The organism is Legionella parisiensis (genome assembly GCF_001467945.1).
Classification (GTDB): domain Bacteria; phylum Pseudomonadota; class Gammaproteobacteria; order Legionellales; family Legionellaceae; genus Legionella; species Legionella parisiensis.
In genome coordinates, this window is sequence record NZ_LNYQ01000006.1 from 23,744 (window position 1) to 37,625 (window position 13,882).

Consider the following 13,882-nt stretch of genomic DNA (forward strand, 5'->3'; position numbering starts at 1 on the left):
ACCTTAATTTTATAGAGGGGGTGAAAGTGTTTCTTTCACCCCGTATCTTACCAAAGGCTATTACTGCTGTGGTTGTGCACCGGGGGATAGATCATCTGCATTAGGGGCGCTTGTACGGACACTTTGTAATAACAAGAGGCTATTCGTCATGAGAAGACGTTCATGGACTTGACGATCTAAATACAGTTGGTAATTAATCTCGGCAAGCAATATAGCAATTTCCTTTTCTACAGTGGCGGGCGGTGCATTATTAAGGCTGTTAATCCATGGGGTGTTCCCAGGCTGGCCAGTACCCCCTGTGCCGCTAGACGCAGCGGCAGTAGCACTTGTACCGCCAGAACTCGTAGTATTATACAATCTCCAGGTTGCCATATTAAATTCCGTTAAGGCCTGACTTGTTGGCCCCGAAGAAGCGCTCCCCCCAGTCTGTCCTGCCGATGCATTAGGATCAGTCTGGGGCATTCTTTTTGACATGATAAAATAAAGGTTGCTGATTCCTACAGAGTTCTGCGCTGCATAGGTACGTAAGCTTGCAAGATATTTAGCAAGAGTTTGCTGCGCTTGCATTTGTTTCGTTGAAGGTGTGCCGGACGATTGATTGCTACCAAGGGTTTGCTTAAACCAATAATCATAATCGTTCCATTGCGGTAACCTTATAGGAAGTACACTACCACTCACGTAGCGAATGAAATTCGCTGCAAGTTGTTCTTGATTTTGTGCGTTTAGTCCATTTTTTGCTACGCCTTGTTGTTGCTGATTAGTTCCAAGGTCTTGCGTTGAATACATTAAGGGACCAGTTAATGCGTTGCTATTAAGATGATTTAAAAATTGTTCCAGGTATTTAGGGTCAAAAAAAGTGGTCGCAGTGGGAATTTCCCCAACAACATTCAAGGGTATCAAGGTATTATAAATCAAGGAGCAATTAGAAACGAAGGTTGGTGTACTATTCGTTGGATCCATGCAGTACGTATAATCAGGGGTTCCTAAAATATTTAATACCGCTTGGCTTACAGGGTCCTGTTGAAAAGTTTGTTGGTCTATCAACGGAGTCACACTCACCCCGGTAGATGAGGTTGAAGCGTAATTGGGAAAAGCAAGATTAGCCAGGGGATTAACGACTGTTGCACTGGGATTATATGGTGATGTATTCGCACTATCAGTCGGCAGGAACTGAGCAAAAGGATTCCCGGTATTTGTTGATTGTTGACCCTGACCACTAAAAGTATTCACTGGAATCGAGCCTAATAAAGTATAAAACTGATAAGCTTGTGCTAGTTGAGATGTTGTTAAATTAATAAGTTTATAACTTACGGTAAAGTCTTGATTATCTTCTGTTGGTGCTTTCTGTACTTGAAAGCCTAAGTATTGGCCAAAATTTTGAAAGTACTGTAATAGCTTTTTCGTATTTTCTGACTGTTGGTTTTGATAATATTGACTTTGATCAGTAGATGTTGTTGAATCCTGTGCTGTAGCAGAAAACGCAGCAAAATAAAGCACATTCAGCAACATAAGTTTAGACGCTAATTTCATTTATTCTTCCCCTTCAAGTGCACGTAAAACAAGTTTTAGACGATACTGGCAAAAAACTCGTGACAACAATCTTAAACGTTCAAATACAATGTTTCGTTTTAGAAAAACTCCTGCAGGATCATGGCTTCCAGTGCTTGTTTCCTCGGCATGGATTAAAACTCGTGAGGCACTGCCTGGGTGAACTGTATCGATTGCTTGCAGCAATCGAAGTCCTCGGCCAGATTTAATATTTCCTACAATGCGGATAAACTTTTCTTCCTCAGCTAAAAGGCTCATGTCTATTTTTTCTATGTCATCAAGTTCTTTACCTAACTGCTCCATGGCTTGCTCAAACTCAGGATTTCCATCCAGAGTCCAATCTTCTACACTTTCCATAAAAGTAATTACTCTATAGATCATAGGATCAATATATTCAAACCAGTATTGGGCGGATGCTTCATGGCTTAGATCAGGCATATTTTACTCTTTCTTTACTGTATTTCAGCGGATGGACGAAATCATTACTTACTACTATAGTATATTATGAAAGATAAAAGAAAGAAGTAAAAAATATGAAAAAGCAGTCGCGAATAGTTAGATTAGTTTCGAGAATTATTAATGTTCGTAGGTGGTTTGATTGGGAACGGATGAAAGCATTTACTATGTATTTAGGAAATGGTTTTAAACGGTTATTTGTACCCAAGAAAAAAGTTGAAGGTGAATCATTCAACGAAGCAGTTCAGTTATTAAATCTTAGCGACGAAAGTATACTTATAAAACAAAAGTCTTTATTTCGATTGAGTATTATTATGGTGTTAGCTGCTCTTTTGATTTTGGGATATGCCGGATATCAGCTTTTTTTTGGTTCAATAAAAGCGTTTCTTGTGAGCCTGATTGTCACGCTGATTGCGCTGGTTTTAGCCTTCCGCTACCACTTTTGGTACTATCAAATAAAAAATCGTAAGCTCGGGTGTACCTTTAATGAATGGTATAGGCAGGGGTTGTTTGGAGAAAAGAAATGAATAAGTTGATAGTAACTCTACTTCTCCTTGTGTGTCCTGGTTTAGTTTTAGCAGATAATTCCAGTTCTTTAAGTTTTGCTCCTCCTGCTAGTGATTATTCTGTAGTATTTCTTGGCAATTTATTCGGGGTTGTAGATGGTGTTTTAAGTGGTACAGGCAGCCAAATTATGGGCAGTATGTTTGCCGTATTTAATGCTGCAGTTTTGGCGCTGGGGGGTATTATTATCATGTATACCCTCTTGGTATCTACTATGAATACTGCCCACGAAGGGCAAATGCTTGGACAAAAGTGGTCCTCTATTTGGATTCCAATTCGATCTACAGTAGGTTTGGCTTTATTGATTCCCAAGGCCTCTGGCTATTGCCTGATGCAAATTTTTGTCATGTGGGTTGTTGTTCAAGGGGTTGGGGCAGCAGATAAGGTATGGGATGCCGCGTTAAGTTATTTGAACCGTGGCGGGGTCATCATTCAAGCACAACAGATAAATCCAGCCCAAGCACTTATAACTGGCGATGATAAATCGGGAATAGGAGGTATTACAAAGGGTGCGATAAATATACTTTCTGGCCAAGTATGTATGTTGGGCTTACAGACACAATTGACCAATCTTCGTCAAAGTCTTCTTGATGCTCAGCAAAAAGAATCAGGAGATTGTTATAAAGCCTCTAAAGCTGGGGATACCAGCTCTGCAATAGCTAAGTTTTGCCAAAACACGGTTCCTGATTTTATTAGTACTGTAAACACAATTTCTGTTCAGAGTAAAGCTCCGGGGAACAGTGAGTGGACTGTTGAGATGCCTCATTTTGAGGATTCATCTTCACCTTATTATTTTTTGAACGGGATATGTGGTTCTATTCATTGGAAGAGCATTACCAGTTCACAGGGATCAGCTTTTACGGATTCATCGGGAAAAAGTCTGATACCTACGGATCCTACCGCGGGAAATAATGTTACACTCGGAAATAATACGCTAACTCCCGCAGAGATTGCTGCAACCCAGATGTCGCGAGCGATTGCCATCCAGCAAATGTATATGGATTTGTCTACAGTAGCTCGGACTATAGTGGGAAATGATCCACAAATGTCAACAACGAGTAATCCCTCTACAAAACCTTATACTCCTGTTGCGACACAACAATTCGGTGTGCCTTATAAACAAGATGGAACGATTTGTAGTGTTTATAATAAATCTATTGCTGATAGTAAAAATAATGAGGGAAGTTTATGTATGACTTGGGGGCCTGTGCCGGGCTCTGCAGTTGGGGGGACGTTGTTTAACGGTAACGAGTTAACGAATGCAATTAATGATTATAACGGCATTATGATGCCAACAGTTAATCTGGCGCGTCTAATCAAGAATTCTAAAGATGCGGAGAAAACCACTGACTTTATCAATAAAGCTAAGACTCAGGGATGGATTATGGCTGGTGCTTACTTCTTTAACTTGGTAGCGATTCAGGGCTCGTCTGGCACAATTGAAAATGCAAGCCAAACGGATTCGGACACCGGATTGGATAAAAGTAAGTTTGATCCTGCTGCAATAACTAGTCCATTTGTCCCTAGCAGTGATGGTAAAACTATGACCTGCGATAAAGGGAATATGACCGATCAAAATAAGGACTTTACCCAATTATGTAAATGGTTTGGGCAAGATAATACCCAAGTACAGCAAATACAGGCATTAATTACATCAGATACTAAGAACCCACCGAAGCAGGCGCAAGAGATAAAGGTGCAAAGCGATGCAGCTTCATCTACAGTGTGGGGTTTTCTTAACAATTCACTCATGATATCAACCCCCGGCCAACCAGGAATTAAGCCACTGACTTTTGCTAACTCAATTAATTTTAGTGTGAGTACCTCGTTATATCGATTAGAAAGACAAAACTTCTCCTGCGGCGAGGTCAAACCTTTCTTCTCTATTTGTCTGGGACAAATACTCGGAAACATATTTTATAATATTATCTTAGTGACCATATATAACCTGTTTCTTGATATATTTGGCCAGATTATCAATAGTGTGGTTTTAGCATTCCTGATGATTCCTTTGCAAGGAATGGCGACAATCTTTCAACAGGGTCTGCAAATTATCGCGCAGCCTGGGGTAAATCCTGTGGTTGCTTTGGCCAATATGGGTAATGAGTACATCAATTTTGCCGGTAACTTATGGATGCTCTTGTTGAATATGGCAGTATCGAGCGCATTAATCCCCGTATTTGGTATCTTCATTTTTGCCATGATGTCTTTGGCTATGCCGCTGGTGATAGCATGGGTAGGAGTCATGGTGAGCGTAGGTTTTACCACAGCCTATTACATTCCAATCTTACCCTATATGATTTTCACCTTTGGCGCATTGGGTTGGTTAATTTCGGTAATTGAGGCAATGGTCGCTGCGCCTATTGTTGCCTTGGGTGTAACCCATCCGGAAGGGCATGAGGCTTTTGGTAAAGGTGAAGCTGCGATCATGATCTTGGTGAATGTATTCCTTAGACCTTCCATGATGATTATTGGCTATATTACTGCCATAGCATTATCCTATGTGGGGGTGTGGGTTTTAAATGCTGGATATGATCAGGCTATAGCATTTATCCAACAGGAAAATCAAGATAGCGCTAAACTCGCGGGTGGAGTTTGGGCATATGGAGGTTCGGATTCACCTTCTGGTACTGGCGGATATACGGATTGGGCGGGAATATATGCATTCTTCTTCTCAATATTAACTTATACCACTTTGTATTTAGTAATCATACAAAAATCATTTACATTGATTTCTTATTTACCGGACAAAGTCTTGCGATGGATAGGTGGTACTCCTGAAAGCATAGGCCAAGAAACGGCGCAATGGGGTGAGGAAGTAAAAGGTAAAACTCAAGAAGCTGGCAAGGAAACCCAGACTGCGCAAGGCCAAATTGATAAGACTCTTGGCGGATATGGTGCTAAAGGTGTTGGCATGATTAAAGGTGCTTTGGGCAAAGGTGGTGGCGGTGGTGAGGTTTCTGCTCAAGGTAATGCTACGCCAAGCAGTGATAAGGAGGATGATAAGGGTAAATCCGGCGGTAAGGGTAAGAAAAAAGGTGGGGGAAATCTAGGTTCTGTAGGGAAGTAATCTATGAAGAGAGCATCATTGTCTGCAAAGTATTTTGATGCTCAATTTTTTTTATAGGAAAATTATACTAAATTGTTGTATAATTGTATTTAAATTAAACACTTAATCGATTCATAATATGCCTGAACTATCTGCGCCTAAAAGCACAATAACAAACCAATCTCAAGAAGCTGAAGACAAACTTAAAGCTTTGCAAAAAGCAAAAATGGATGAAGAGCGATTTATACAAGAATTGTTTCTTTACTTGCAAAATATGCGCGATTCCATTTTAAAGTCACAAGTTGACCCACAAGCCCAATTAACTGACCTTGCTAGGGATTGCGGTTATCCAGATTTACCTACTGCTTTAAACAGTGCAAAAAACACACGTGGGCAGACACCATTAGTTCAAGCCCTGCAAGAGCAAGATTTCTCTCTGGCAAGGGCTTTGCTCGATTCTGGAGCAGAGTATGACGCTCTGGCTCGAGAAGAATATGATATCGCAATACATAGTAAGCAGGGGCAACAGGCACTGCAGCAGCAAATAATTTCTCCTCCTGAAGGTTATAGTCCATCATCCCCCGAGAAATTGCATACAGTCAAAGAATTTGGACTCGTGCTAGGCTTAGTGATAACCAGTGTAGATGGGACGCCTTCTCAACGCGCTCATGTAGGACCTACATACCAATTGATGACTGATACAGTAAAGGATTACAGTCAGGGTCGTAGTAAGGAGCCAGAGAAGGGGGATTTCAAACAAATTTCAGATGCCTTCGTTTTTGCAAATAAAGCTGCAAAGTATGACTATAGTACTCCTGAAGGTAGTCCTGAAGCAGGAAGTGATCTGAGTAAACGAATAAAAGCGGGAGAGGTAACCAGTGTTCCTATTAATTGCAACGGACACGCCATGGGCTTATCTTTTGTGCCCGTTGAAGGAAACCCGGATAAGACTTACTTAGTATTTACTAACCGCGGGATAGGATCTGGAGGAAAGCATGGAACTCAAATCTATGAGGTAGACAAGAAGGATATTACTCCCGATTTTTTAAACAATGTAATGAGCGGTCATGATGAGGGGCGTTCACATGCGCAAATTATGGAGCAAATGAATCAGGTTACTAAAGGAAAAGATCCAGTATATCACCTTGAGCAAAAACGACAAAAATATGATAATTGTACTATAGCAAATACGCGTGCGAATATTCATGGTGTTCTTCTATGCCAGGAAGCGAATCGTAAGGGTGGCTTTGAGAATGTGAATCAAGAAACAAGAGATGTGGTAAAACAACGCTATAAAGATTTTACTGATGATATGAGAAGTAAAAAAGTTCAACAACTGGAAAAAGCTTTAGAGAAAAACCCGAACGATGCAGACCTAATAGCTTTAGCTAAAGCATTCGTAGATAAACCTAACAGTAAATTTTCTGATACCTTGAAATCAAAAGTTGCTGAACAATCGGAACAATCTGAAGACTTGATCAGTATGAGGGCGCCTTAAGTGCATAAGAAGCTTTCAAAAACCTCTTTTTGGTGTTTTCTTTTCTATTGATAAAATAACAAAGTAGTAGTGGGCATGTTCGGGGTAAGTCAGAATTCGTGTGCAAATGAGGCACTTCATTTTTATAGCGACCCATAACCCCTGCCGTGTATGGGTCGTAGCTTTTTACCATAGAAATGGTTTAGTAAAACCTTAAGAAAATTTAGAGTAAACTATTACTGTTCCCATGGTGGATTTGGTGTGATTGTCAATGGTGTGGAACTCTCATCTTTTTTCATTTCCTCCTGATCTGCAATAAGATCAAAGAATGTATTTTTATTTAACTTGTCTTGTATGTCATGCTTAATACCCTCATGACCAATAACAGTAATACCATACGGAATAATTACATCAGCTGGTATTCTTTTCAAATACCCTTATTTCCCCATTACGGTCAAGTTTTTGTTCATTTAAATCGTTACAATCCAGATCTACTTTTAACTCGTCTTTAGAACGTATAAAAATGTTACTGTGTAATTCCCGGATTGATTTTCTTCAATAATTGGTGTGCCAGTTCTCTTTTCAATCCTCCCAGAAATCTTTGAGCAGTTTTTCTCTTTTGTCTGCATCCAGCGGAGCCATCTTTTTTTGCAGATCAGAAAGTACCCCGTTAATCTCAGAGAGAGCGGATGGAGGCTTTATACTGTCGGATTCTTTTATGGAGAACATGTTTTCTATTGCAGATGTTGTTTTTCTCAACATATGGTGTAGCTCAATTCCTGATAAGTTAACTTGTACTAACACGAATCAACTGCCGAGGCAGTTCCTTTATCGCTTTTAAACAAAAGCCTGCTCGTTCATGAATGTCATTACATCGATGATTCTAGTTTGCCTATGCGTGTCAAAAAATATGTATCCGATAAACCAGCACCTCGTGTATAGCTCTTTAACTATATTCGATTACCTCCGCTGGTAAAAAATTTTTAAGCGAATGGCTTAAAAAAAGTCCAAAAGCTACCATCGTAAGAATGAATTATTATTAAAATTATTCTATGGATATAATGTTGATAAAAAAGACAACATTCATCACATTACTCATCGAAAAAAAGAAATTGAATTAATCCTTGAGCGTTATAAGAATGTGCACAATGAATTGGTAAACCAACATAAAGATTCACCTCACTTAAAATATTGGCTTCTTACATTAAGCCATGGGATAGTCATGGCGGAAGCAGAACTGGCTTGGTGCGAGAAAAGCCTAAAACTGCTTGAGTTAGATCAACCGACCGCTATTAAAGAATGAAGAGGTATAAATAATGCAATATTACTTGATGTTAAAAATGCTTCATATTTTTGGTGTAGTCTTGTTTTTAGGAAATATTATTGTGACTGCCTTTTGGAAAACACTGGCAGATTTCTCCAAAGATTGGCGAATTATTGCTTTTTCTCAAAAGTTAGTAACGTATACGGACATTTTTTTTACAACTATTGGGGTGTTAATAATAGCTATTTCTGGAATTTTAATGGCAAAACACTACACTAATTACTTACACATAAAATGGATAGTATGGGGGATCAGTTTATTTATTGCCTCCGGCGTTATTTGGTTATCATTACTCATACCCTTACAAATTAAATTGCATCAAATTGCCAAACAATTTAAAAATCATCAAAAAGTTCCTGATGATTATTGGAGACTAGAAAAATCTTGGATGATATTTGGCATCATTGCAACTATCTTGCCATTAATGAACTTATATTGGATGGTATTCAAGCCAAATTAAGTTTAATTTTTCCGCATATATTTCTTATTTCCAGTTTGGGCTACATATGCGGTAAAACACAAAGAAGGAATTCTGGCTTCTCACGTGAATCATATAATCGGTGAGAAACTGACCACGGTAAGCTCAAGCGACTCATTAATCCTGTGCGAGGATTCCAGTCTATGAAAAGTGCTTATGTAACGATTAAATGATTTGAAATCATGCGTATGTTTAAAAAAGGACAGTTAAATATTTGGATATATGGGGGCTTGTGGAAGAACCCCCAAAAGTGGTCGTTCCGAGGTAGATTAATTTCGGAGTTACTTCTATGAATCCATAAAGAAGCTTATTTCTCATTTTTTAATGAAGCAATAACTAGCAACGGTGGTCTTATTTTATGAACAGCAAACTCAGGCCTAGTCTCAATTAAATTATTATCAGGCATAGGTTCCAATATCTTCTTTATATTAAATCCAGTATCTATTAATGTGTTGATATACGTAGAAACGGTTCTATGATATTTAACTACATCATCTACAAACCATTTTTGTTTGAATTCTTTTTGATCCCTATAATTATAAATAGGATGGAATGCTCCTTCTTCATCTTCGCCATTTCTAACATGTGGATTTGCCGTGCAAATCGGGTGTTCGACTGAAAACACCAATTCACTATTTGGCTTAAGCCATGAGTATATTTTATTTACAATAGCGGGAAAATCTTTTACATAGTGAAAAGCCACAGAAGAAACGATGATGTCATATTGATTTTCCTGTGCGCAATAATGTTCTACAGGAATACATTCATACTCAATATTTTTTTCCAATGTATTTTTTTTAGCTTCATCTATCATATTTACTGAGGGGTCAATTCCTTTTACTTTTGAAGCACCTTGTGCCGCAGCATATCGACAGAAATCCCCAAAACCACATCCAATATCCATAACGATTTTACCATTTAAGGCGGGTAGCAATGATCGGATAATCGGCTGTTCAATAAGATTATTAAACCCTAGATCATTTTTTCTCAATTTTTTATAAGATTCAAAAAATGTCGGGTTATCATAGATATTCTGAATTACTTTTATTTCTTCCGTTTTCTTCATCTCAGTTTTTTTCATAAAGCACCGATTAAGATTTGTAGGTGAATTTCAATCAAATTATCTATTCACAATTTTGATTTACTATGCAAACATTTCTAGAGCGCAGGTATAAGTATAGACTCAATCAGCTCATGCTGTTAATGCCCCAGATGCAACAAAAACAGCTATCTGCATTGATCGAGAAGATGGGATAACCGAGTTCAACATCATACGTGCTGATCAAAAAAATTTCACATACACCGCAATCATTGACGAAGTGGAAAACGCTGAGTGTCCCTGTATGTTAAGCTTATTGTACTAATCTTTAGATTTATAACTTACACTGGAAAGATCAGAAATTCCACGGATGAACTCCGACATTTCAATCGGTTCTTGACCTATCTTTAATGAGCTACGTACGAAATTTGCTGCATCTAGAACGCGATCCAAACTGTATTTTTTTAGCTGAATTGAATGTAAATAAGCAACAAAAAACTCTGTTTTTAAATTTCCAGTACCTTTGCCCATCCCGGCAAGAGATGCATCAATAAAGCGAACACCTGAGTTCATCGCTGCCAAGGCATTCGCTTGCGCCAGGCCAAGGTTATCATGAGCATGAAACCCAAAGGGAAACGGATAATCATTAATGTATCTCTCATAAATTTTTTGAATGCGAGAAGGGAGTAAACTGCCATTTGAATCAGCGAAATATATGATATCTGGTTCATACTCGCTAATCGCTTTGATCGATTCATCAAGTTCATTTTCTTTGTAGTAAGAGATATTCATAAGATTAGCTGAAACTTCTACGTTTGCATTTTTTGCCATTTTTATTTTAGGCAAGGCAGACGCAAGTTCGTTTTTAGCAACACAGATTCTTAATAAATCAACGCCACACTCTTTTAATTCAATAAGATCTTGTTGCGTGAGATTGCCTGGAAAAATCATGACTGCCATTTTAGCTTTTTGAATAAAAGAACGGCAAAAAAGTAAATAATCCTTCGCGCACCATCCCGCTCTACCTATTTTAGTAGGTGCTAAAGTTCCATTACGATAGCCAATTTCAATATATTCAATGCCTGAGTTATCAAGAGGTACAAGAATTTTTTCTAACTGAGTATCATCAAAATTAAAATTAGTCCTGTGGCCTCCATCTCTTAATGAGGCATCTAAAAGTACTATAGAATCGTTCATATAATTCCTAAGAGCAGGTAATAAAAAACAGCCTCTCTCTTAAAATTATAGCTAAAATAAAGCTTGATTGATAAAAACGAGTATGTAAATCTAAAAGGAAGCATTCTTCATGCATCAAAAAGGGTAGTAGCTGATGGATATTATGCGAAACAGGCTCTAATATAAAGAGTATTCAGCAAGCGACTATTGTTGGTATTCTTTTGCTCCAGCAATAATTAATTTGTATACCCGCTCACTGATAATACCCTGTTCAAACTTTGCTTTTGCATCCCAAGTCATCAGTTGGCCTTTTTGCCGCACTAATTTACGGGTGGCGGAGGTTACATCATTAGGATCGCTTTCGAGTAAAATATCTCGGACTTCCTCATCAAAGACCAAATACTCTCTCAATGCAACCCTTTTTTCGTCTACAGTAGGTACAAGCTTTTGCCAAATACACAGTCGAATTGTTTCTAAAATATCGATAGTTCTTCCTAAACGCTCTTCACCAGAGAATGAGGTTACAAGACGACGCATGGTTTCTGCGACACCGGAAGTATGCAAGGTTGTATACACTGGGTGTCCAGTAAGTGCAGCTTCCAATGCAGCACTAATTGTTTCTGCGTCCCTACACTCACCGACCATGATTAAGCGAGGTTTACGACGCAAAGCATTTCTTACTCCATCAGCAAAACTCGGTAAGTGGCGAGGAATTTCTGATTGGCTAACTACAGCCGATATGGTTTCAATTTCATCATAAACAAATTCGATCGGAGATTCATAGGTTAATACTTTACGGTTTGAGTCTTCTGTTTCGATTAAGTCGCGAATAATCGAGGCCAACAAAGTTGATTTACCTGAACCTGTTGCGCCTGTAATAAAGACAATTCCTTCCTGGGGTGCAACTGCTTCAAGCACATTATCAGGTAGATTCATGGTTTCAAGCCTGGGAGGGGTCGTTGGAATCGTTCTGAGAGTAATCTGAATGGCATCATGGCCTTCTACAAGGCATGCTGTCCCATTGACCCGATATCGATATCTTACACCGCGATTAGGGCGGAATTCATAGTGAGTATCGATGTCTTTACCTGAAAGAAGCTGGGTTGTAGCGTTAGGTCCGTATATTGCATTAATTAAATCACCGAGTTCCGTATTAGACAAGCGACGGTTGGTAATCCGCAGTAGTTTGCCATAGACCTCTGCGTAAATAGGCTCGCCTGTTTGGATGGTAATGTCTGAAGCATTTAAACGTTCAGTATGCTCCAACATTTTATCCATAAAAAGCGGGGTAAACCGTGTTGGTTCATCGGCCATTAAATGTAAATTGGTATTATTGTTCATACTTTCTATTGGCGAATTCTGTTATTATCGTTAACTGGCGCAATCGTAGGCTGCCAGGATTTATCTGTTATTATAATTTTAGAACGATTTGCCAATTTTTCCATGTTTTTGAACCGTTCCAGGGCATTTTCATCCTTGGACACCGCTGCCCGCCATTGTTCACTATTCACATTCAGAGCGGGTAACGCAGTAATTCTTAATACCCTATCATCAATATGAATTTCTGAAGAGTCTCCTGTTACACCTAAGTCTGTATGAGAGACAAAAGGAGGAGAAATCATATTCATGGCTAATAATTTTCTATAAAGAACCATTCCGCCAAAATCTTCTTTAATTCGGGCTATGTTTTCTTCCAAAATGGTATTTGCTTGATCAATACCATTTTTCCAGCCTTTCGCTACATAAATGCACCATATTTTTTTCTCTACCTTGGTTTTAGGCAACAGAGTATAGTGAGGATATTCTGGCTGTACATAATCCAACCATAAGTATTGCCGCCAAGTGGGAGGAGTTGTTACAAAATGAGCTTGTTTTGCAACTTTATAAGTTCGATCAGAAATACGAATGGTTTGTGCATCAGCAAGGTTGAGAGTATTCCTACCTTCTAAGAGTACTGGAGGCAAAATGTTATGCTCTAGAATCAAAGAGTTAAAATCATAAATGGCATCGAGTCTGCGCGATTGTCTTATAAGATGCTCATCAATAATTTTTGCTCGATTCGCCAGGCCCGCTTGAGCGCCGAGACTTAGGGCAGTTTCTTTTAAAGCAATTTGACGAATTTTACCCCTTTGCCTTTTATTTCGGTCCTTTACATTCACATTGGCCATAGCCTGCAGTCCTGCCAATGAGTTCGTATCACCCAGATATTTTGATGAGTGACATGCAAGCAGTAAAGCAGACAATACAACAACTATTAAGCTACGAATAAATTTTGGCATAGCGTAATTCAACAACCTGACTGTTAGGGTAAACGTGAATATAGGCTTTTTTACCAGCTTGGTAATCAATATCACGCAGGATTTCAGCTAAACTTTCATCTTTAATATTAAGACTAATTAAAACTGGAATTGAAGGCGCTTTTCCTAAAATGCGAAGCCTGAAGTGGGCTGATTTGGCAATACGAGCAGTTAATTCTTCAATAGGACCAGACCAATCCACACTTGCCCTGGCTTGCAAGTTATATGAATTAGGTATTGTGAGTGTGTTGTCGACAGGCGGAGGTAGAATTACTTTTTCAACTCGTGCCATTTCATGCATGGAATCGCTTACAGATACTGCTGCTTCTGCTAGTTTAATTGTGGCATCATCACTAGGATTGTTGACTGGTGACTTTTTAAAAAGTACTCCATGTTTACAACCCACAAGCAGGACTGAGGCAATAAATAGCATGAGAAGCTTGTTGTTCATTCAATGTTCTTTCATGTCTGAGA

13 protein-coding genes and 2 pseudogenes are annotated in these 13,882 nt (G+C 38.9%); 6 read left to right on the forward strand and 9 right to left on the reverse strand.

Annotation, left to right across the window (positions count from 1 at the left end; genetic code table 11):
• Positions 1-60: 60 nt before the first annotated feature.
• Together icmX and icmW are read right to left on the reverse strand one after the other, a co-directional pair.
• On the reverse strand, positions 61-1,530 hold the full coding sequence (gene icmX, locus Lpar_RS01395; protein ID WP_058516215.1) for a type IVB secretion system protein IcmX: 1,470 nt from the start codon (positions 1,528-1,530) through the stop codon (positions 61-63).
• On the reverse strand, positions 1,531-1,986 hold the full coding sequence (icmW, locus tag Lpar_RS01400; protein ID WP_058458000.1) for a type IVB secretion system protein IcmW: 456 nt from the start codon (positions 1,984-1,986) through the stop codon (positions 1,531-1,533).
• Positions 1,987-2,081: 95 nt separating this feature from the next.
• Here icmW and icmV point away from each other — a divergent pair, with 95 nt between their 5' ends.
• From icmV to ankD, 3 genes are all read left to right on the forward strand, one after another.
• Entirely contained in the window at positions 2,082-2,531 is a 450-nt protein-coding gene (gene icmV, locus Lpar_RS01405; protein ID WP_058516216.1) for a type IVB secretion system protein IcmV, read from the forward strand.
• The gene (gene dotA, locus Lpar_RS01410; protein WP_058516217.1) at positions 2,528-5,638 is read left to right on the forward strand and encodes a type IVB secretion system protein DotA; all 3,111 of its coding nucleotides are present in this window, start codon (positions 2,528-2,530) and stop codon (positions 5,636-5,638) included. Before icmV ends, dotA begins: the two co-directional genes overlap by 4 nt.
• A 118-nt stretch (positions 5,639-5,756) precedes the next feature.
• Positions 5,757-7,115, forward strand: coding sequence for a Dot/Icm T4SS effector AnkD/LegA15 (ankD, locus tag Lpar_RS01415; RefSeq protein WP_058516218.1), 1,359 nt, complete (start codon positions 5,757-5,759; stop codon positions 7,113-7,115).
• A 215-nt stretch (positions 7,116-7,330) separates the two neighbouring features.
• On the opposite strand, the gene Lpar_RS01420 is transcribed toward ankD, so the two are convergent.
• Together Lpar_RS01420 and Lpar_RS01425 are read right to left on the reverse strand one after the other, a co-directional pair.
• Entirely contained in the window at positions 7,331-7,525 is a 195-nt protein-coding gene (locus tag Lpar_RS01420; protein ID WP_058516219.1) for a hypothetical protein, read from the reverse strand.
• Between the two features lie 151 nt (positions 7,526-7,676).
• Positions 7,677-7,856, reverse strand: a complete 180-nt coding sequence (locus Lpar_RS01425; protein WP_058516220.1) for a hypothetical protein — start codon at positions 7,854-7,856, stop codon at positions 7,677-7,679.
• 274 nt (positions 7,857-8,130) lie between these two features.
• Between Lpar_RS01425 and Lpar_RS19635 the strand changes: the two are divergent.
• The 3 genes and pseudogenes from Lpar_RS19635 to Lpar_RS18700 form a co-directional block, all read left to right on the forward strand.
• Positions 8,131-8,397, forward strand: a pseudogene (locus Lpar_RS19635) (virulence activator alpha C-terminal domain-containing protein); the annotation flags it as partial.
• 13 nt (positions 8,398-8,410) lie between these two features.
• Positions 8,411-8,878, forward strand: a complete 468-nt coding sequence (locus Lpar_RS01430) for a DUF2269 family protein (RefSeq protein WP_058516221.1) — start codon at positions 8,411-8,413, stop codon at positions 8,876-8,878.
• Between the two features lie 104 nt (positions 8,879-8,982).
• Positions 8,983-9,069: pseudogene (locus tag Lpar_RS18700) on the forward strand (IS6 family transposase); the annotation flags it as partial.
• 134 nt (positions 9,070-9,203) lie between these two features.
• Here the strand turns inward: Lpar_RS18700 and Lpar_RS01435 are convergent.
• The 5 genes from Lpar_RS01435 to dotD all read right to left on the reverse strand — a co-directional run bounded on the left by Lpar_RS01435 (position 9,204) and on the right by dotD (position 13,859).
• Complete coding sequence (locus Lpar_RS01435) at positions 9,204-9,977, reverse strand: class I SAM-dependent methyltransferase (protein ID WP_058516222.1); 774 nt, start codon at positions 9,975-9,977, stop codon at positions 9,204-9,206.
• Between the two features lie 279 nt (positions 9,978-10,256).
• Positions 10,257-11,132, reverse strand: a complete 876-nt coding sequence (locus tag Lpar_RS01440; protein WP_058516223.1) for a beta/alpha barrel domain-containing protein — start codon at positions 11,130-11,132, stop codon at positions 10,257-10,259.
• Positions 11,133-11,315: 183 nt separating this feature from the next.
• Complete coding sequence (dotB, locus tag Lpar_RS01445; protein ID WP_420324243.1) at positions 11,316-12,425, reverse strand: Dot/Icm type IV secretion system ATPase DotB; 1,110 nt, start codon at positions 12,423-12,425, stop codon at positions 11,316-11,318.
• A 32-nt stretch (positions 12,426-12,457) separates the two neighbouring features.
• A complete protein-coding gene (locus Lpar_RS01450) occupies positions 12,458-13,390 on the reverse strand; it encodes a type IV secretion system DotC family protein (protein WP_058516225.1) in 933 nt (310 codons plus the stop codon).
• Positions 13,371-13,859, reverse strand: coding sequence for a type IVB secretion system lipoprotein DotD (gene dotD, locus Lpar_RS01455; RefSeq protein WP_058458007.1), 489 nt, complete (start codon positions 13,857-13,859; stop codon positions 13,371-13,373). The genes Lpar_RS01450 and dotD overlap by 20 nt, the downstream gene beginning before the upstream one ends.
• Between the last annotated feature and the right edge of the window lie 23 nt (positions 13,860-13,882).

Bases quoted from the DNA above. Each gene is read 5' to 3' on its own strand.
- icmX (WP_058516215.1), bottom strand. From the start codon at position 1,530: ATGAAATTAGCGTCTAAACTTATGTTGCTGAATGTGCTTTATTTTGCT.
- icmW (WP_058458000.1), bottom strand. From the start codon at position 1,986: ATGCCTGATCTAAGCCATGAAGCATCCGCCCAATACTGGTTTGAATAT.
- icmV (WP_058516216.1), top strand. From the start codon at position 2,082: ATGAAAAAGCAGTCGCGAATAGTTAGATTAGTTTCGAGAATTATTAAT.
- dotA (WP_058516217.1), top strand. From the start codon at position 2,528: ATGAATAAGTTGATAGTAACTCTACTTCTCCTTGTGTGTCCTGGTTTA.
- ankD (WP_058516218.1), top strand. From the start codon at position 5,757: ATGCCTGAACTATCTGCGCCTAAAAGCACAATAACAAACCAATCTCAA.
- Lpar_RS01425 (WP_058516220.1), bottom strand. From the start codon at position 7,856: ATGTTGAGAAAAACAACATCTGCAATAGAAAACATGTTCTCCATAAAA.
- Lpar_RS01430 (WP_058516221.1), top strand. From the start codon at position 8,411: ATGCAATATTACTTGATGTTAAAAATGCTTCATATTTTTGGTGTAGTC.
- Lpar_RS01435 (WP_058516222.1), bottom strand. From the start codon at position 9,977: ATGAAAAAAACTGAGATGAAGAAAACGGAAGAAATAAAAGTAATTCAG.
- Lpar_RS01440 (WP_058516223.1), bottom strand. From the start codon at position 11,132: ATGAACGATTCTATAGTACTTTTAGATGCCTCATTAAGAGATGGAGGC.
- dotB (WP_420324243.1), bottom strand. From the start codon at position 12,425: ATGGCCGATGAACCAACACGGTTTACCCCGCTTTTTATGGATAAAATG.
- Lpar_RS01450 (WP_058516225.1), bottom strand. From the start codon at position 13,390: ATGCCAAAATTTATTCGTAGCTTAATAGTTGTTGTATTGTCTGCTTTA.
- dotD (WP_058458007.1), bottom strand. From the start codon at position 13,859: ATGAACAACAAGCTTCTCATGCTATTTATTGCCTCAGTCCTGCTTGTG.